Origin of the sequence: Candidatus Sulfurimonas baltica, from assembly GCF_015265455.1 — a bacterium.
In the GTDB taxonomy this organism is placed as follows: Bacteria; Campylobacterota; Campylobacteria; order Campylobacterales; family Sulfurimonadaceae; genus Sulfurimonas; species Sulfurimonas baltica.
Genome location: NZ_CP054492.1, coordinates 118,016 through 136,353 on the forward strand (window position 1 = coordinate 118,016; position 18,338 = coordinate 136,353).

The following is an 18,338-nucleotide window of genomic DNA, read 5'->3' on the forward strand; positions in this document are numbered from 1 at the left end:
AGGTTAAATATGGATGGTACAAAACGGGTAAATATTAGAAGCGGAATAAGTGTGGCAATTGTCCTTAAAGAGGATCAGGAGAGCGGGCGTCTGACAGATGGAATTGTCCGTGATATTTTAACAAAATCTCCAACTCACCCTCATGGGATTAAAGTCCGCCTTATGAGTCGTGAAGTTGGAAGAGTAAAGGTAATATACTAATGAATGAAACAGATTTTTCAAATCTTCCTTTATCAAAGGAGATGCTTCATAACCTAAATGAAATTGGTTATAAAGAGATGACCCCTATTCAAGCAGAGAGTTTGCCTTTTATTTTGGATGGCAGAGACGTGATTGCTCAGGCTAAAACAGGAAGCGGTAAAACAGCTGCTTTTGGGATAGGCCTACTTCAGAAGCTTCAAGTTAAAAAGTTTAGAGTTCAGACTCTTATATTGTGTCCAACCAGAGAGTTAGCTGATCAGGTTGCAAAAGAGCTTCGCACACTTGCAAGATTCGCTCACAATATAAAGATTTTAACACTTTGCGGTGGAAGTGCTTTTGGACCGCAGCTTGGCTCACTTCGTCACGGAGCACATATAGTTGTCGGAACTCCTGGGAGAATTTTAAAACATCTAAAAAAAGAGACACTATCTCTTGAAGACATGGATACTCTTGTTCTTGACGAGGCTGACAGAATGTTGGATATGGGCTTTAGTGAAGAGATAAATGAAGTTTTGGGGTTTGCTCCAAAAGAGAAACAGACACTTCTTTTTTCAGCTACTTACACAGATGAGATTATGGGCATAAGTGCAACTTTGCAAAAAGACGCGGTTAATGTTAAAACAATCTCTACTGAAATTGCAAACAGTATAGTTGAGAGATTTTATGAGGTTCAAAACTCTCAAAAAATAGATACTTTAGTAGATATTTTCAGCACTTTTAAACCTGAAAACGTTATAGTCTTTGCAAACACAAAAGTAGAAGTTCAAGAAATCGCAGAGACTCTTCAAAAAAGAAAAATTGACGCATTGGCAATTCACGGGGATTTGGAGCAGTACGAGAGAAACGATGTGTTAGTTCAGTTTGCTAACAAAAGCTGCCCAGTGTTAGTAGCAACTGATGTAGCAGCAAGAGGGCTTGATATAAAAGAGCTCTCAATGGTCGTAAACTATGATGTTCCTCACGGAGAAGAGACCTATACTCACCGCATTGGCAGAACTGGGCGAGCAGGAAAAGAGGGTTTGGCTTTCACACTTTTTACTGCGTATGAGGCTGACAAAGCATATGAGTATAAAAATGGGAGCCGTCTTTTTGAAGATGTGGGCGAGCTAAAATCTGCAGTCGGCTTTACAATGAAACCGCCATATATCACACTTGTTATAGAGGGTGGAAAAAAAGACAAAGTCCGTGCAGGAGATTTACTTGGTGCATTAACGGGAGAGGCTGGACTTACCGGCAGCTCAATCGGCAAGATAGATATTTACGAAAGACAGAGTTACGTTGCAATAGAGAGTAAAAAAATAGACGAGGCTCATGAGAAGCTAAAAAATGGAAAAATCAAAGGTAAAAAGTTTTCGGTTTGGATTCTCTAAAATATATAAACCACTACTCTGAGGCTACAAAGAAACAGGTGCATGAGCTAATCAAACAAGACAAGTTAGCGCACCACCTTTTAAAAAAATATCCGAATCCACATGTCATAAAAAATGACAAGACTCTTTTTTCATATGTAAATGAATTGAAAAACACTCATATGAAAAAAGTAGCTCCTCTTAGCAAAGTTCTTTATGACGGGAAGATAAATGTTATTCACAATGCTTTGGGTACTCACCACTTTGTCTCGAGGGTTCAGGGCTCGAAGCTTAAATCTAAAAATGAGATTCGCATAGCTTCAATGTTTAAAAGTGTGCCCGAAGAGTTTTTGCAGATGATAGCTGTCCATGAGTTGGCACATTTTAAAGAGAAAGAGCATAACAAGGCATTTTATAAACTGTGTGAGTATATGCAACCTAATTATCATCAGATAGAGTTTGATGTGAGACTCTACTTAACGCAAATCGATATAAAAGGTAAACTAGAGGAGTGGTCTTAATCCTCTAGTTTTTCTATTTTTTGTTCATAATTTATATTTATCTCATCTAGCTCAGATTGTGCAGTTTCTAAAAGCTCAAACTTCTCTTCGACTTCACTCTCCTGAGTTGAGACAAGTTTGGAAAGCTCCATAAGTTTAGCGCTCTCGCCACTGTTTGAGACCTCTATCAGCTTTTTATGGTTATTATCCAAAAGCTCCTCTATCTTAATAATTTCGTTCTCTAGCTTTTCAACTTTTTTTTTCAAAGGTGATGTTATGGAATTTCTCTCACGAACTAGCTCAGCCTTTAGTTTTTTATTATCTTTGTTGTTCGCTTTTGGTTTTTGTTTCTCACTCTCTACGGCTTCCTCTTCTTCCCAGCCTATTTTCTCTAAAAAGAGGTCGTAGCCGCCATCAAAATACTCTGCACCATTTTTTGCAAAGATAATAAGTCTGTCACAAACACGTCGAAGCAGCTCTTCTGAGTGAGTAACAATAATAACTGAGCCTTTAAAGTTTTTAATTGCTTTTGTCAGTGCCTCAATAGAATCCATATCTAAGTGGTTTGTAGGCTCATCAAGAAAGAGTAGGTTTACGTTACGAGCCAATATCTGCCCTAGCATTACACGACTTTTTTCTCCTCCAGATAGAAGTGAGACTTTTTTATCTGCAGCATCTCCGCTAAACATCATCGCCCCGCTAATACTTCTTATAACTTGTGTTGAGAGTTTAGTGTTAGCTGAGTGAATCTCATCCATAACAGTGCTGTTTGGGTGCAGACGAGAAATGTTTGTTTGACCAAAATGGGCAAAAGTTGTGCTGGTGTGCATATTTACTTCGCCATGGAGTTGTTTTAGCTCACCGGCAATTGTGTTTAAAAGAGTTGATTTACCTTTACCGTTTTTTCCGATAATTCCAAGACACTCACCTTTTTCAAGGGTAAAAGAGATGTCTTTAAAAAGGATGTTATCGGGCGTATAGCCAAAGCTCAGATTTTTTACATCAAGGAGAACTTTAGCAGGAGTCTCTTTAAAGTTAAAATCAAATTTCAAACTTGCATCAAATCCCAAATCATCGAGTAGCTCCATCTTCTCCAACTGTTTTACCTTAGACTGAGCAAGCGCAGCTGTTGATGCACGCGCTTTGTTGCGAGCGATAAAATCCTCCAACTCTTTTACTTTTTTATCTTGTGCTATTTTTTGTTTTTCATATAGCTCGTCGTTGGCTTGGAGCTGCTCGTAGTATTTGTGGGTGTCGCCGGGTATAACTCTTAGAGTCTTGCGTACTATCCCCATAGTATGTGTAGTAACAGCATCCATAAAATTGCGGTCGTGTGTTATAAGTATAACTTCACCCTCAAAAGCTCGTAAAAATGCTTTCAACCATCTCAAAGAGAGAATATCAAGGTAGTTGGTAGGTTCATCAAGGAGTAGCAGATTCGGTTCTGTCACTAGAAGCTTTGCGAGGTTTATTCTTATTTGATATCCACCGGAAAAAGAGAGAGGGTTTTTCTCTAAATCCTCTTGAACGAAACCTAATCCGAACAGAATTTTCTCAACCCTATAGACATCATACTTCATATCCTCTTCAAGCGCCAATGCAGCCTCTTCTCTTAGAGTGCTCTCGCTAAACTCTAAATGCTGTTTTAGCGTACCGATTTTGTACCCCTTTGGTATTATAACATCACCGCTGTCTGGACTCTCTTCGCCTAATATAATTTTGAACAGGGTAGACTTGCCGCTACCGTTTCGACCCACCAAACCAACTCTGTTGCCGGAGTTTAGTTTAAAGTTAAGGTTGCTGAAAAGCTCTTGTGAAGAGAAGCTTTTTGAGATATTGATTAGTTGTATCATAATGTTCTTTTGCTATTTAAAATTTTTTGTATTATATCAGGTTGTCTTTATAAACAAAGTATATTTGACATATGAAATTAATTAAGTTAAGTTTGCATATAATAATATTTTTATTTTTATATGTTAAGAAAATTATTATAAATAGGACAATTAATGAACACTTCAACTCTTCAAAATGTTGCACTCTCTAACTTATGGCAACTTGTTATTTTTGTAGCATCATTTGCTATAGAGACCTTTTTCCTTGGCTTTTCAATAGTTGTTGTTGCACTAACAGCTGTACATATTTCACTGGCACTATATTTAAGGTCTCAGCTGATGATAGTAAAGAGTGCTATTGATGAATTAAATAAAACAATCACGAAAGCATCTTTGGGCGACTTTGATGTTGTAGCACAAGTCGTTGGTGATGGTGAAATTAAAGAACTATCGACTGAGTTCAACTCACTTTTGGCACAATTTACGTTTTATATGAAAGAAACAATGAAAGCTATTGATGTAGCTGTAGACATAAATGCCTCTTATTATGCAAAAACTGACGGGTTAAATCCAGCTCTTGCTAACGCTGTTGAGGCTATCAATAAATCAGTTGTAGATATAGAAAAAAGTTATAAACTTCAAGTTCGTGGTGATTTTACACAAAAACTTCATAGCTTAGGCGGTGGTTTGTCACAAAGTTTAAAAGTTATTCAAGATAGTATTTTACGTAATCTCGAAGAAGTTAAAAAGATAACTGACATGTCCAAAGAGACATCAAATAAAGCAAGTAATAGTAGTAGTTCTATGGAGGATGTATCAGCTCTTTTTAGAGAGTTGATTGAAAAAATTGATTCATCCCATGACAGCATAGGGGCATTAACAGCACGTTCTAATGAGATTTCCACTATCGCCGACCTTATCAAAGATATTGCCGAGCAGACAAACCTGCTTGCACTAAATGCTGCTATTGAGGCTGCACGTGCAGGTGAGCATGGTCGAGGTTTCGCAGTAGTTGCTGATGAAGTGAGAAAGCTTGCAGAGCGAACTCAAAAAGCTACACAAGAGATATCTATTACTATTTCAACTCTTCAACAAGAGACACAAGAGATTCAATCAAATTCAGAGGAGATGTCAACAATTGCTCAAAATGTAACCAGCAGTATAGATGATTTTTCTACTACATTGGATGGTTTTGAAGTTGATGCTAAAGAGTCTGCTGACTACACAGGATACATAGGTGGTTCACTATTTATGGTACTTATAAAAATCGATCATATTTTATTTAAATCAAATGCTTATGCAACAATTGTTGCAGGCAATAGTGATGCAAAATTTGTTGATCACCATAATTGTCGCCTTGGAAAGTGGTACGAAAATGATGGTAAAAAACAGTATGGCAATACAAATGGTTACGCTCTGATTGATGCTCCTCATTCTAAAGTTCATCAAAATGTACTAAAGAATATGGAGTTTGTTAAAAATGGCACGGCACTGAATCAAGTAAACGAAGATGCAATCATTAATAATTTTATAGACATGGAAAAAGAGAGTGAAAAACTTTTTGGTATTCTTGACGGTATTGTTCACGAGTTGGACCCATCTTTTAAATAGATTTTATAATTAATTAAACATACAAGAGCGAGAAATATTCTCGCTCATCTATCCCCCATTACATCAAACCCATATAATTTTCTCTTTCATCATTAATCCTTCAAGTTTTATATATGTTTTATTAAGAGAGATAAATTAGAGTAATTGCTCTTGACATTTAATATATTTGTTGGCTATACTTTTAGAGTAATTACACTAATACAAGAAAAAAGGATAGAAAAATGAAAGTATTAACTTCATTAGTAGTAGCAAGTATCGTAGGTGTTTCAGGATTGTTCGGTTCTAATTTTAATGTAGACCCATCACACACAAATGTAGGTTTTAAAGTAAAACACATGATGATTTCAAATGTTAATGGTAAGTTCAATAGCTTTGAAGGGACATTTTCTATAGATGATTCAACAAAGAAGTTCACAAAAATAGATGCAAAAGTTAAAGTTGCCTCTATTTCGACAGAAAATGAAGATAGAGATAAGCATTTAAGAAGTGCAGATTTTTTTGATGTTGAAAAATATCCGCAGATGAAACTAAAACTAGTTGAGCATAATGGAGATACGGCATTAGTTGAACTAACCATTAAGGATGTTACTAAAACAATCAAGATGGATGTTGAAGATATAAGCGGTATGGTTAAAGACCCATGGGGAAATGTTCGTACAGGATTTGTTTTAGAGGGTAAAATAGATAGACAAGAGTTTAATATAAAGTTCAGCAAGTTAATTGAAACTGGTGCTCTTATGGTTGGAAATGATGTTAAAATCATCATCGAAGCAGAGGGAATTTTAACTAAATAGTATGTATAATAGCCCTCCTAAAAGAGGGCTAAAAAAGGATTTTTTTTGAAAATTATCAAAGCAGTTTTGCTTATAATCGCATTGACAACATTGTTACATGCCAAATCACCATTTACTCTCACCGGCGTTAAATCTTACTACCCAGTAGTTGAACTTCATAGCGACAGAATAGATAAAAAATATAAAAAGATTGTTTTGGACTCGTTGATTGAGATGTCAAATGAGCTAGGCGTTAACACAAATAATTTTTCTTCCCGCTCTTTAACATTTTTAATAAATTATATAAGTGTCGGAGATATTCTTGCTTTAAAAGTATCTCTTGTTTTGGGTGAAGATGTAATGCGTTTGGATACAAAAGATGAGATTTTTGTTCTCGCATATGCAAAGAGTCGTATATTTGTTGTAGAAAATATTGAAGATGATTTAATGGACAACGTAGAAGATTTGCTTGAAGAGTTTGCAGAACAATACAGAGAGGATCAACTATGAAAAATCTAGTTTTACTGTTGTTATTGACAACGCTATTATCCGCACAAGAGTATAGAGAATTCGCTCACAAAATGGGTTATGAGACCTCATATGAGAGAGCTATGGAAAAAGCAAAAAAAGAGAATAAAAATATAATGTTTTTTATGATAACAAACTATTGCCCATGGTGTAGTAAAATGGAAAAAAGGGTGCTCTCAAATTTAGATGTCGACAAAACTTTAAAAGCTAAATTTATTCCACTTATTTTAAACAAAGAAGAGAAAAACTTCCCAAAAGAGTTTGATGTTGCCGGAAGTCCCGTTACGTATCTAATAGAACAAAATCAAGAAAAAGTTTACGATAAGAGACTTGGGTATATGAATAAAAAAGAGTTTTTAAATTTTATAAAATAAGAGTAAATATGAGTACAAAAAAGAAAATTTTGCAAGCAGCTTTGGTGTTGTTCAATGAGGGAAACACTCAAATGGCAACAACAAATCATATTGCAAAAGCTATAAATATAAGCCCCGGCAATTTGCATTATCACTACAATAACCGAGAAGAGATAATTAGAGTTTTATATAAACAGATGAGAAAAGAGATGTCTCTACCTGTGGAAGCTCTGCCAAAAACAATTTTAGAGTTAAATAAACATCAAGAAGATTTATTAAATATTTTATGGGAGTATAGATTCTTTTATAAGGAGCTGCTTTTCCTTTTTTCCCGCGATGCAGATCTGGAGAAAATGTATGTTGAAGACAACTTGAAACATCGCCAAAGAGTTATAAAGTCAGTTGAGAGTTTTATAGAAAATGGGGAGATAGAACTGATAAATGGACAAAAAATAGATTATATTGCCGACTCTATTTTGATGATAACGCAGTTTTATTTTTCATACCTAAAAACACTTGGAAAAGATATTGACAAGAACAGTGTTAAAGAGAGTATAGACTATGTCAACGGTGTCTTTAGACCATATTTAACTAAAAAAGCTATTCAAAATCTCAAATTAGACTAAGTCCTATCTTCCCTTTTTCACTATCTATTGATATTACCTCTATTTGAGGAAGATACTGGTTTAGTGCAAGAATTTCAAGGGGGTGGGAAATTCTTTTTTCACTCATTTTTGATATATGAATCATCCCGTCATTCTTGAGTCCAATATCTACAAATGCACCAAAGTCAGCGATGTTGCGGACAACACCAGATACAAAACTCCCAACACTAAGCATTTTAATATCTGTAACGCCATCTTTAAAAGGAATAGGTGGTAAATCCTCTCTTGGGTCAAAGCCCGGCTTACTAAGCTCTTTAATGATATCTTTTAGTGTCTCTTCTCCTACATGTAGCTCCTGAGATTTTGTTTTTGTATCTATCGAGCTTAACTCTAAAGCGCTCAATTTTTTCGCAATATCATAACTCTCAGGATGAATACCGCTGTTGTCAAATACACTTTTCCCATTTTTTATACGTACAAATCCTGCAGCTTGCTCATAGGCTTTTTTTCCGAGCCCTTTTACTTTTAAAAGCTGCTCTTTCGTTTTAAAGAGACCATTCTCCTCTCTAAAAGCAATTATATTTTGAGCCACTTTTGCACCGACTCCTGCAACATAAGCAAGAAGAGAAGCGGAAGCGGAGTTTATGTCAACACCTACTCTGTTTACAAGGTCTTGCGTAACATCTGTTAATTTTTTCTCTAAAAGTTTTTGGTCAACATCATGTTGATACTGCCCGATGCCTAAAGATTTTGGATCTATTTTAACTAGTGCTGCCATAGGGTCTTGCAATCTTCCGGCAATAGAGATTGCACCTCTTATTGTGACATCAAGGTTTGGGTACTCCTGAGCGGCTATTTTTGAAGCAGAGTAAACAGATGCACCTGCTTCAGAGACAACCGTGTAGTTTAGTTTTGCATTTTCTTCTTTATTTATGCGGGCAAAAAACTCTTGTGTTTCACGAGAAGCTGTCCCGTTTCCAATAGCAACACCTGTTATGTTATACTTTTTTGTTAGTGTTAGTACCTTGTTTTTAGAATTTTCATAATCTTTTTTTGGCTCAGTTGGGTAGATTACGGCAGACTCAAGATAATTTCCGTTTTCATCAATAACAGCTAGTTTACATCCACTAACAAAAGCAGGGTCAACACCAAGAAGAACCCTTTTAGTAACTGGAGGAGTCATAAGAAGCTGATTTAGATTTTTACCAAAAACACTAATTGCAGAGATATCAGCTTTCTCTTTTAGCTCTACATGTAGCTCTCTCTCAAGTGAAGGGAGCAGAAGTCTTTTAAGCCCATCTCTGTAAGCTTCAAACAGCAACTCTTTGGAACTAGAAGCGTGACGTGGAATCTTGTACTGTTTTATATTCTCTTCTATTTGGCCTATATCGGTAGTGATTTTTACAGATAGCTCTTTCTCTTTTACCCCGCGCATAATGGCAAGATAGCGATGAGAAGGGATATAAGCAACTTTTTCACCCTTTGCATCTTTGTTCGCAAAATTTTTAAATGTACCGTTTTCATCGAAACTCTTGCTTTTCTTAACTTCTAATATACCAAAACGGAGCATATTGCTACGGATGGCTTCACGCTCACGTGGCAGGTCGGCATAACGTTCCGCCAAGATATCTTGCGCACCTTTCACAGCTTCATCAACAGAGGCAACAGACCCTTTTACAAACTTTTTAGCCTCTTGTTTAAACTCAGCAGTAGTTAGTCTGGCACTTTGCAGAGTATTGGCAAGTGGTGTTAAACCGTTTGCCATGGCACTCATCGCACGAGAACTTTTTTTCTCTTTAAAAGGTCGGTAAATATCCTCTAAAACTCTAAGCGTGTCAGCATCTTCTATACTTTTTTTAATAGAGTCTGTTAAAGTTGCACGCTCAGTTATAAGTCTGCTGACTTCTTCTTTTCTCTCTAAGAGTTTTTTGCTGCTTATGTAGATTGTCTCAAATTCACGAAGAACTTCATCATCGGCACCGCCGGTCATATCTTTTCTGTAGCGTGCTATAAAAGGGATAGTGGAACCCTCGTCAAGAAGTTTTAAAATGTTAGCGATATGCTCTTTTTTAAGAGAAGTTTTTTGTGATAGTAAAGTTATTAGATTTGTCATATATAGTTTCTTTATGATTTAACTCTCTGAATCATTATCAACAAGACTCTGGATCGAGTCCAGAGTGACGGAATTATCGTCATTCCAAGCTTGACTTGGAATCTAGTTTATGAATTAATCAGAGGTCTCGATTATATTTTTGGAAATTTTATCTTATATTGACTTTGTTCTAAGTATCTTATTTATGTATTAGTTCTCAAAAACAAAATTCTTAGTAATTTTAAGTTACAATCAATATAATATTTTATGATAAATTTAGATTGTTAAGGATTTAACAGTGAAGCAAACAGACCAGACTTTATTGGAACAGATGAGAATTACAGAGTTTGAAATGGCACATCGCAAAGAGTTATTTTATCTTGATGATATTGATTTTAAACTTTTAAAAAAATGTAAAACTTTTATAGAGCCGAAAATGAATTCGTTAGTTGATAAATTTTATGAGATGCAGACTTCTATTGTAGAGATTGCTCTGCTGATTGGTGATTCTGACACTCTTTTTAGACTTAAAAATGCACAGCGTAAATATTTACAAGATCTTTTCAGCGGAGTTTATGACCTCGAATATATTAACAACAGACTTAGAATCGGGCTGGTACACAAGCGTATAGGCGTTGAGCCAAAGCTATATCTCTCAGCAATCAGCACGCTAAAAAATCTCCTTTTTCAAGTTATTAGAGAAGAGATGAAAGACTCAACAGAGATGTTAGACACCATCTCGGCTTTGGATAAACTATTTTTATTTGATATAACTTTGGTCTTTGAGACATATATCAGAAGTTTGGTGGCAGAGATAGAGTCATCAAAAGAGAAGTCAGAGCAATATGCTTTAGCATTGGAAGAAACAGTACTGCAACGTACCCATCAGCTTGAGATTATGTCAACAACCGATGCTTTAACCGGGTTACTGAATGTAAGAACTCTCTCTGAGACTCTTACAAAAACACTAAGGTCTGCTCAGCGACGCTCAGAGATGGTAAGTGTTGTTTATATTGACGTTAATGATTTTAAGATAGTTAATGACACGGAGGGACATGACAAGGGAGATAAAATTTTACAGGCAGTAGGTGATTCAATAAAAAAAGTATCTCGCTTGGAGGATAGCTGTTATCGCTACGGCGGCGATGAGTTTTGTATAGTTTTACCAAATTGCTCCAAAGAAAAAGCACATGATATCTATATAAATCGCCTTAGAGCTGAATTAAAAAAGAGTTTTAAAGATGTGACATTAAGTATTGGTATTGTTGATACTGGGCCGAGTGATTATTATGGAGCGGATGCGCTAATTAAAAAAGCTGATGAGCAGATGTTTTTGGATAAAAAAATGCACAAAGAAAAAAAGATCAAATAAAAGAGGTACTCTAAAATTTAGTACCTTTTCCCCGTGCACTCCATAAAGTCTCTTTCGCTTAAATCTTCAACAAGACTTTTGAAGTTTTTAAGAGCAAGGAGTCTTAACTCTGCTCCTTTTAAACTTTTAAGCTCATTTGTAAAACCACTTTTAGAGATAACTACACATATGTCAGGAGTCAGCTCTGCTAACGCACACTGCTCTTTTAGTTTAGTAAGTTCACTTTTTTTTGCTTTTGAATTAGAGTATTTGCATATACCGGCAACGACTTTGCCTGACTTTGTTTTTGCTAAGATATCGATTTGAGTATTTCTGTCCCAATAACTTCCTATCTCTGTAATAGGGTCATCTTTAAAACTTTTTTTTATAACTTCCTGTGCCAATTTCATAAATATAAGCTCAGAGAACTCTTGTTCACGGTTGGCAAAACTCTCTTTCGCCTCTTTAAAATCGCCCTCTTTAATCCCTTTAAAATACGGTGATATAAAAGAGAACCAAAAACGCATAAAAGGTTTAGTGAAGTTCAGCTTTTCATCAACACGCTCCTCTTCGTTTGGTGGATTTTCAAGGGAATACTCAGCTTCTAAAAGACCTCTTTCAAAAAGAGTCTCCATTGCATACTCGCCATCATTTCTGGATATTCGTGCTTTTTTCAGGGCAGAGTGAGTGCGACGGTCTCCCATGGCAATACCACTCAGCAGTGCGTGGCTATGTTTGTCACTCTCTGTAATCTGCGTAATGTCTGCATGAATATAGCGATAGTTATTTAAAACCTTGCTCTCTACAAGTTCTGGTAACGGTTTTTCCATGTCAACACTCCAACTCATTCCACCAAATACAGCAAAATATTTTATAGCCTCTTCTATATCTTTAGGGTTGTTCTGAAAATAGAATGAGCGAAACTGTGCTAAAAGTGTTGGGTTCTTTTTGTATTTGTTATATTTTGACATGTAGGAGCCTTGGAGTTTGTTTTTAGAATTATACAGTAATAGAAGCTATTGCTTTACAATTATCACACTTTTTTCTAATGCAATATAAGCACAATAAATATTTAGTGTATAATCGTCTCATAAAAGCTAGTAAAAATATGGGCGAAGCGGAGAAAAAAACCAACATGAGAGCGAAAATACTTTTACTTGAGGATGATTTAACTCTTAGTGAAACAGTAGTTGAGTTTTTGCAGGAGAACGGTTTTGAAGTGGTTAGTGCCTATGATGGTGAAGAGGCATCGGAGATTATTTATGAACAGCAGTTTGACCTTTTTTTACTTGATGTTAATGTCCCTCTTCTTAATGGATTTGAGCTTTTGAAACAAAAGCGCGATGATGGTGTAAAAACTCCAGCTATCTATATCACTTCGCTAAACTCCATAGATTCTCTTGAAGATGGTTATAAAAGCGGTTGTGATGATTATATACGAAAACCTTTTGTTCTAAAAGAGCTTCTCTTCCGTGTTGAGACTATATTGAAAAGAGGCTTTTTTCATGAGAGAACCTCAAGATTAAAAATAGATGAACATGTAGAGTATGACACAGAGTCAAATCTTCTTTTTGTGGACTCTAAGCGGGTAAGTCTAAATACAAAAACTTCTCAGCTTTTAAAACTATTTTTGCTTCATCAAGAGGAAGTAATTTCTCATGAGAGGATTTACGATGCTCTTTGGAGCTACGAGGAGACACCTAGCGAGGGTGCTTTAAGAACCTACATAAAAGATCTTAGAAAAATTATAGGAAAGGATAAAATTGTTAGCATCAAAAAGCTTGGGTATAGATTTTCGTCAAAGTGAAAAACAGACCCTATTTGGGTTTTTGGCTCTGTATGTTTTACTTACGGTTATTATCATCTCTGTATTTTCTTTCATCTATTTTGGGCTTCAAAAAGATTTGATGCTACAACAAAAAAAATCAACCCTGCAAAAGTACTCTAAAGAGCTTATAGAAGAGCTTAAGAAACTACATGTAAATTTTGACAAAACACAAATCTATCCAAGAAGCGACAAGTTTGACTCTGCAATCTTTGATAACGAAAAAAAGCTTATATTTTCAACGACACAGAGCAAACTTAGACTAGATAAGATTCTTTATCTCGAGGATGGAGTTATTCACTTAGTTAACATACCTGAGTCTTACTACCTTGGTGCTAGATATATAATTGTAAAAATAATAGATGATGAAGTGTGGCTGGAGCAAACCAAAAAAAAGATTACGGTTTTTGTAGTTATAACATTTTTGTTTATGTTAGGTATAGGTTATATACTTCTTCGACTGTTTTTAAAGCCTATGCGTGATGCTATCACTCTGCTTGACGAGTTTATAAAAGACACTACTCACGAGCTGAACACACCTGTAAGTACTATAGTCGCAAATATAGAGATGATAGATAAATCATCCCTTGATGAGAAGTTGTTGAAAAAGATAAATAGAATAGACATAGGTGCAAAAACAGTCTCAAATATCTATCAAGATTTAACTTATCTAACACTTGGTAATGAGATAATCTCTAACAATGAAGATATACATGTAGAACAGTTAGTGTTAGAAAGAGTAGAGTATTTTACTTCACTCGCCCTAGCTAAGAAAATAAAAATCAGCACAAATATAATAGAGAAAACATTTCTACATGTAGATAAGTTTAAAATCTCAAAACTTTTAGATAACCTGCTATCAAATGCGATAAAGTATAATAAAGTTGGCGGAGAGATTATTGTCAATGTAGATAAGAGAGTATTTAGCGTAGAAGATTCCGGCATAGGTATAGCAAAAGATGATATTTCCAAAATAAAAGAGAGATACAAACGGTTTAACAAAAGCAGCGGCGGTTTCGGTATAGGACTAAGTATAGTCTCTTCAATTGCCAAAGAGTATAATCTAAATATAGATATAACATCCAAAGAGAATATTGGAACAAAAGTGAGTGTCTCATGGTAAAAAAAATAGTTTTAACCCTTGCTCTTATGTTTAGTTTTGCAGGGGCTAATGTGTATGAGAACAATTGCATAAAGTGCCATAACAAACTCCCCGTTAGTATAGATAAGTATTTTTACAAGTATTTGCTTATATATAGCAGTGAGACAGATATGAAAAATGCGATTATTAGTTACTTGAAATATCCAGCCAAAGAGACTACAGTTATGACGGATGAGGATATAAACAGGTTTGGTATAAAGAAAAAAAGTGAACTTAGCCAAAAAGAGCTAAAAGAGGCTGTTGACATCTACTGGCAAATATATAAAGTCTTTGGAAAATTAAAATAGTAAAATTTTCATTACACAATTATCTCACAATTAATTGTTAAACTTACTCCATCAAAAAAGGAGTTTCAAATGAAAACTACAACAATAACAAAAACATTAAAATCTTTAGTTATAGCAGGTGCTATTATTGGCTCATCAACTCTGTTCGCTGCTGATGGTGCTTCTATCTACAACAAGTGTGCTGGTTGTCACGGCTCAACAGGTGAGAAAGTTGCTCTTGGTAAGTCAAAAGTGATTGCCAATATGAGTGAAGAAGAGCTTAACAGCGCGCTTAATGGTTATAAAGCCGGCAGTTATGGCGGAGCTATGAAAGGTCTTATGAAAGGGCAAGTAGCAAATCTTTCTGAGGATGATGTTAAAGCGGTAGCTGCTCACATAGCTTCGTTAAAAAAGTAGGCTTAATTTTTTAAACTTTAATACTAATTTTTAAAGTTTTGAAATTATAAAAAATCTTTTGAGTACAATGATGAAAATCAACGACAAGGATATTTATGAAAACTACCAAAATATTGGCACTTCTTTTAGGAGCAGCTTTGTTTTTAAGTATGGGTGCCACAACAGTTAGTGCAGAAGACATGAAATGCGGAGCAGGAAAGTGTGGTTCTGATATGAAAGTACCTAAAGATAAAAAAGAGAATATGAAATGCGGAGCAGGAAAATGCGGTTCTGAGATGAAAACACCTGAATCAACAGATGATAAAAAATGGGGTAAAGATTACTCTGAAAAAGAGAGAGAAAGAGGCGAGATAAAGACGCACTAGCAAACGAGTTAAGGCTTTACTTCCTTAACTCTTCTAACATCCAAGACCATTCACCAAAACCACTCTCGGCGTTAATATGTCCGGCACCATCTAATACTTTCATAGGAATCCCAAGGTCTGCTTGAAGAGCTTTAGCCTCATCCTGCGTCAAATAAGGGTCGTTCGTAGATGTTATCAGCAGAGACTCTTTGGCGTTGAGGTTTGTTGGTATCTTACAAGGAAAAAAACTTTTAAGCTCCTCTATATTGCACTTTAAACTTGGAGGAGCTACCATGTATAATTTCTCTATTTTTTCTACATGTAGATTATTGCAGATATGAAACCAAAGTATATTTGCTATTGAGTGACAAATGACTATATCGGGTTTGAAATCTTCAAGTTCTGTTTTTAGCTCATTTTCCCAATCATTTTTATTTGGAAAATCAATATTGCTAAACTTTAAAAAACTTACTTTTCCATACTCTTTTGCAATCTCACCTGCCAGCCAACTCTGCCAATGAGGAAAGTCGCTTCCTCCCCAGCCGTGCAGTAGTAAAACTTTTTTACTCATTTGTTCTCACTTTTTAAAGTACGGTTTTAGGATAAAAAATATGATAAACCCCCAAAGTATAACACTGCTCACTATCTCTAAAATGCCAACTTCTTCATGGAAATGTACTAATGATTTCGGGTCAATTGAGTTGATGTCAAATATATAGTCGAGACCAACTCCAAAAAGAACACTTCCAAAAACTATGCTTGCTAGATAAATATATAACGATTTTGTTCCAAGCATCTTCTTAACAACACCGATGGTTACTGTGTTTGTTGCAGGTCCGGCACTTAAAAAGACAAAAGCTGCCCCAGCACTAACTCCGCTTAACATAAGTGCAGCAGCGATTGGAAGAGAGGCTGTTGCACAAACATACATAGGGACAGCAATTGCGATAACTATCAGGTATGAAAGCCAAGAATACTCAGTTAAAACATCGCTCAGATTTTGAGGAATAGCTATTGTGATTAGTGCACCCAAAAGCAGACCTAAGAAGAGAGGTTTTGCTATATCTGAAAGGAGTGTAAAAAAAGCGTAGTTCATAGCTTTTTTGAGTGAAAACCTTGTTTTTTTCTCACCAGTTGAGCAAGATGATTCTCCTACGCAGCAACAGCTTTCGCCTTCTCCGTCCGGCACTTCAATACTGAAGTTTTGAGGATGGATGCTAAACTTGTTCATAGCAACAACTTTTTCTGGCTCTTTGTCTAAAATATTAGTCATTATCCCCGCAAACATTGCAATAACCATAGAGGTAATCACTCTGTATATAGTAAAAACCCAGCCGAACATACCAAAAGTAGCTAATATAGAATCAACACCGGTTATAGGTGTAGAGATTAAAAATGAGAGAGTTGCACCTTTACTTGCACCACTTTTTTTAATACTTGTAGCAAGAGGAATTACACCGCAAGAGCATACGGGAAGAGGTATTCCAAAAAGTGTAGATTTGACAACTGAGCTGATAGTCTCTTTGCCTAAATGTTTTGTAACAATTGTGTCTGGAACTAACTCGTGTAAAATACCCGCAAAGATTAGTCCAAAGAGAATATAAGGAGCCATAGCATTGCTAAGCTCGATTAATGCTGTAAAAAAAAGAGTAACTATTTCCATTATGCTTAAGAGTGGACAGTTATTGCGTTTGCAATTCTAAGCATGGTCTCATCCCTGCCTATAATAGCCATAATGTTGTCAAGTCCAGGCCCTGTCATTTTTCCTAAAAGTGCAATTCTGAGAGGTTGTCCAATTTTGCCAAAACCTATACCCATTTCGTTAACTACTTCTTCCATCAGATGGTGATAATCACTTGGGAGATGAAGCTCTTTAGCGGCACCAACTTTTGCCCCAAAAGTATTTAAAACTTCAATAGAATCTTCTTTAAAAGCTTTTTTTACAGCTTTTTCATCGTATGAGATTGGAGCAACAATAATCTCGTTTGTCAGTTCTGCAAGCTCTTTTAAAGTTTTTGCACGATCTTTTAGTGCGTCCAAAAGTATCTCTTTTTTATCATGTGAAGTTAAGATTAGTCCATACAGTTCTAAAAGTTTTGCAAGTTCTGCATTTGGAGTATTTTTAATGTAGTGAGCACTTAACCAATCTAGCTTTTCAGTATTGTATATAGACGCAGATTTGTTTATGTCTTTAGGATTGAAAAGATCCTCCATCTCATCCATAGAAAATATCTCTTGATCACCATGGCTCCAGCCAAGACGAACTAAAAAGTTTAAAAGTGAAGCTGGAGTATATCCCATCTCTTTATAAGCCATAACATCAGTCGCACCATCTCTCTTACTTAGTTTTTTCCCCTCAGAGTTATGAATCATCGGGACATGGTAGAACATTGGCAAATCAAAACCGAGAGCTTCATACACCACTATCTGTTTTGGAGTGTTTGAGAGGTGATCATCCCCGCGGATAACCTCATTGACACCCATCAAATGGTCATCTATCGCAACAACAAAGTTATAAGTAGGAGAGCCGTCAGCTCTAGCGATAACGAAGTCATCTAAAATGTCTTCAGCTTGAAAGCTTACATTGCCTTTTACTCCGTCTTTAACTAAGATTTCCCCGGTTAGTGGTGCTTTTATACGAATAACAGGATCTACTCCCTCTGGCGGAGTTCCGCTGAAATCACGATACCTTCCATCGTATTTTGTTCTCTCTTTATTCGCCATTTGAGTTTCACGAAGTTCTGTGAGCTCCTCTTTTGACATGTAGCATTTGTAAGCTTTGCCCTCAACCAAGAGTTGTTTGATATATTTTGCATAAATCTCATCTCTGTTTGATTGGTATATTATCTCGCCATCATGTTTTAACCCTAACCACTCGAATGCTCGTACAATAGCATCTGCAGCCTCTTGAGAATTTCTGGCTTTATCAGTGTCTTCTATGCGAAGAAGAAATTTACCACCATTTTTTTTAGCCCAAAGATATGAAAACAGAGCGGTTCGTAAACCACCAATATGAAGATAGCCGGTAGGGCTTGGAGCGAAGCGAGTAACAACCATGAAAAACCTTTTATTATAGTTAATGGAATTTTAGGCAAATGTTTGTTAAAGGTGGGTAAAATACTTTTTTTA

At 35.8% G+C, this 18,338-nt stretch carries 20 protein-coding genes and 1 pseudogene; 15 read left to right on the forward strand and 6 right to left on the reverse strand.

Features of this window, described 5'->3' with window-relative positions:
* Positions 1 to 9: 9 nt before the first annotated feature.
* From HUE88_RS00585 to HUE88_RS00595, 3 genes are read left to right on the forward strand one after another with little or no spacing between them, the layout of a single operon-like run.
* The gene (locus HUE88_RS00585) at positions 10 to 201 is read left to right on the forward strand and encodes a YwbE family protein (protein WP_194370067.1); all 192 of its coding nucleotides are present in this window, start codon (positions 10 to 12) and stop codon (positions 199 to 201) included.
* Entirely contained in the window at positions 201 to 1,571 is a 1,371-nt protein-coding gene (dbpA, locus tag HUE88_RS00590) for an ATP-dependent RNA helicase DbpA (protein WP_194370069.1), read from the forward strand. The genes HUE88_RS00585 and dbpA overlap by 1 nt, the downstream gene beginning before the upstream one ends.
* A complete protein-coding gene (locus HUE88_RS00595) occupies positions 1,559 to 2,071 on the forward strand; it encodes a YgjP-like metallopeptidase domain-containing protein (RefSeq protein ID WP_194370071.1) in 513 nt (170 codons plus the stop codon). The genes dbpA and HUE88_RS00595 overlap by 13 nt, the downstream gene beginning before the upstream one ends.
* Here the strand turns inward: HUE88_RS00595 and HUE88_RS00600 are convergent.
* Complete coding sequence (locus tag HUE88_RS00600) at positions 2,068 to 3,903, reverse strand: ABC-F family ATP-binding cassette domain-containing protein (RefSeq protein WP_194370073.1); 1,836 nt, start codon at positions 3,901 to 3,903, stop codon at positions 2,068 to 2,070. The genes HUE88_RS00595 and HUE88_RS00600 overlap by 4 nt on opposite strands.
* Positions 3,904 to 4,686: 783 nt before the next feature.
* Between HUE88_RS00600 and HUE88_RS14115 the strand changes: the two are divergent.
* From HUE88_RS14115 to HUE88_RS00625, 6 genes and pseudogenes are all read left to right on the forward strand, one after another.
* A pseudogene (locus HUE88_RS14115) lies at positions 4,687 to 5,004 on the forward strand (methyl-accepting chemotaxis protein); the annotation flags it as partial.
* 129 nt (positions 5,005 to 5,133) lie between these two features.
* Complete coding sequence (locus HUE88_RS14120; protein ID WP_229860214.1) at positions 5,134 to 5,493, forward strand: CZB domain-containing protein; 360 nt, start codon at positions 5,134 to 5,136, stop codon at positions 5,491 to 5,493.
* Positions 5,494 to 5,714: 221 nt separating this feature from the next.
* A complete protein-coding gene (locus tag HUE88_RS00610; protein WP_194370077.1) occupies positions 5,715 to 6,287 on the forward strand; it encodes a YceI family protein in 573 nt (190 codons plus the stop codon).
* A gap of 45 nt (positions 6,288 to 6,332) precedes the next feature.
* Entirely contained in the window at positions 6,333 to 6,776 is a 444-nt protein-coding gene (locus HUE88_RS00615) for a hypothetical protein (protein ID WP_194370079.1), read from the forward strand.
* Complete coding sequence (locus HUE88_RS00620) at positions 6,773 to 7,168, forward strand: thioredoxin fold domain-containing protein (RefSeq protein ID WP_194370081.1); 396 nt, start codon at positions 6,773 to 6,775, stop codon at positions 7,166 to 7,168. The genes HUE88_RS00615 and HUE88_RS00620 overlap by 4 nt, the downstream gene beginning before the upstream one ends.
* An 8-nt stretch (positions 7,169 to 7,176) precedes the next feature.
* Positions 7,177 to 7,773 (forward strand): TetR/AcrR family transcriptional regulator, encoded by a 597-nt coding sequence (locus tag HUE88_RS00625; protein WP_194370083.1) that lies wholly within the window; start codon positions 7,177 to 7,179, stop codon positions 7,771 to 7,773.
* Here the strand turns inward: HUE88_RS00625 and HUE88_RS00630 are convergent.
* The gene (locus tag HUE88_RS00630; protein WP_194370085.1) at positions 7,760 to 9,865 is read right to left on the reverse strand and encodes a helix-hairpin-helix domain-containing protein; all 2,106 of its coding nucleotides are present in this window, start codon (positions 9,863 to 9,865) and stop codon (positions 7,760 to 7,762) included. The two genes, HUE88_RS00625 and HUE88_RS00630, sit on opposite strands and share 14 nt — an antisense overlap.
* Positions 9,866 to 10,142: 277 nt before the next feature.
* Between HUE88_RS00630 and HUE88_RS00635 the strand changes: the two genes are divergently transcribed.
* A complete protein-coding gene (locus HUE88_RS00635; protein ID WP_194370087.1) occupies positions 10,143 to 11,216 on the forward strand; it encodes a GGDEF domain-containing protein in 1,074 nt (357 codons plus the stop codon).
* A gap of 17 nt (positions 11,217 to 11,233) precedes the next feature.
* Here HUE88_RS00635 and HUE88_RS00640 read toward each other — a convergent pair whose 3' ends face one another.
* On the reverse strand, positions 11,234 to 12,166 hold the full coding sequence (locus tag HUE88_RS00640) for a DUF234 domain-containing protein (RefSeq protein WP_194370089.1): 933 nt from the start codon (positions 12,164 to 12,166) through the stop codon (positions 11,234 to 11,236).
* Between the two features lie 164 nt (positions 12,167 to 12,330).
* On the opposite strand from HUE88_RS00640, the gene HUE88_RS00645 reads away from it, so the two are divergent.
* From HUE88_RS00645 to HUE88_RS00665, 5 genes are all read left to right on the forward strand, one after another.
* Positions 12,331 to 13,002 carry a response regulator transcription factor gene (locus HUE88_RS00645; protein WP_194372453.1) on the forward strand — a complete coding sequence of 224 codons (672 nt, stop codon included), beginning with the start codon at positions 12,331 to 12,333 and terminating at the stop codon, positions 13,000 to 13,002.
* Positions 12,959 to 14,143, forward strand: coding sequence for a sensor histidine kinase (locus HUE88_RS00650; RefSeq protein WP_194370091.1), 1,185 nt, complete (start codon positions 12,959 to 12,961; stop codon positions 14,141 to 14,143). The genes HUE88_RS00645 and HUE88_RS00650 overlap by 44 nt, the downstream gene beginning before the upstream one ends.
* The gene (locus HUE88_RS00655; protein ID WP_194370093.1) at positions 14,137 to 14,469 is read left to right on the forward strand and encodes a hypothetical protein; all 333 of its coding nucleotides are present in this window, start codon (positions 14,137 to 14,139) and stop codon (positions 14,467 to 14,469) included. Before HUE88_RS00650 ends, HUE88_RS00655 begins: the two co-directional genes overlap by 7 nt.
* A gap of 69 nt (positions 14,470 to 14,538) precedes the next feature.
* Complete coding sequence (locus tag HUE88_RS00660; RefSeq protein WP_194370095.1) at positions 14,539 to 14,865, forward strand: c-type cytochrome; 327 nt, start codon at positions 14,539 to 14,541, stop codon at positions 14,863 to 14,865.
* Positions 14,866 to 14,960: 95 nt separating this feature from the next.
* Entirely contained in the window at positions 14,961 to 15,230 is a 270-nt protein-coding gene (locus tag HUE88_RS00665) for an HvfA family oxazolone/thioamide-modified RiPP metallophore (protein ID WP_194370097.1), read from the forward strand.
* A gap of 16 nt (positions 15,231 to 15,246) precedes the next feature.
* Here HUE88_RS00665 and HUE88_RS00670 read toward each other — a convergent pair whose 3' ends face one another.
* Genes HUE88_RS00670 through gltX form a run of 3 tightly spaced genes read right to left on the reverse strand, consistent with a single transcriptional unit; the run spans position 15,247 to position 18,266 of the window.
* Positions 15,247 to 15,780, reverse strand: coding sequence for an RBBP9/YdeN family alpha/beta hydrolase (locus HUE88_RS00670; protein WP_194370099.1), 534 nt, complete (start codon positions 15,778 to 15,780; stop codon positions 15,247 to 15,249).
* 6 nt (positions 15,781 to 15,786) lie between these two features.
* On the reverse strand, positions 15,787 to 16,872 hold the full coding sequence (locus HUE88_RS00675; RefSeq protein ID WP_194370101.1) for an SO_0444 family Cu/Zn efflux transporter: 1,086 nt from the start codon (positions 16,870 to 16,872) through the stop codon (positions 15,787 to 15,789).
* A gap of 5 nt (positions 16,873 to 16,877) precedes the next feature.
* The gene (gene gltX, locus HUE88_RS00680) at positions 16,878 to 18,266 is read right to left on the reverse strand and encodes a glutamate--tRNA ligase (RefSeq protein ID WP_194370103.1); all 1,389 of its coding nucleotides are present in this window, start codon (positions 18,264 to 18,266) and stop codon (positions 16,878 to 16,880) included.
* Positions 18,267 to 18,338 lie beyond the last annotated feature (72 nt).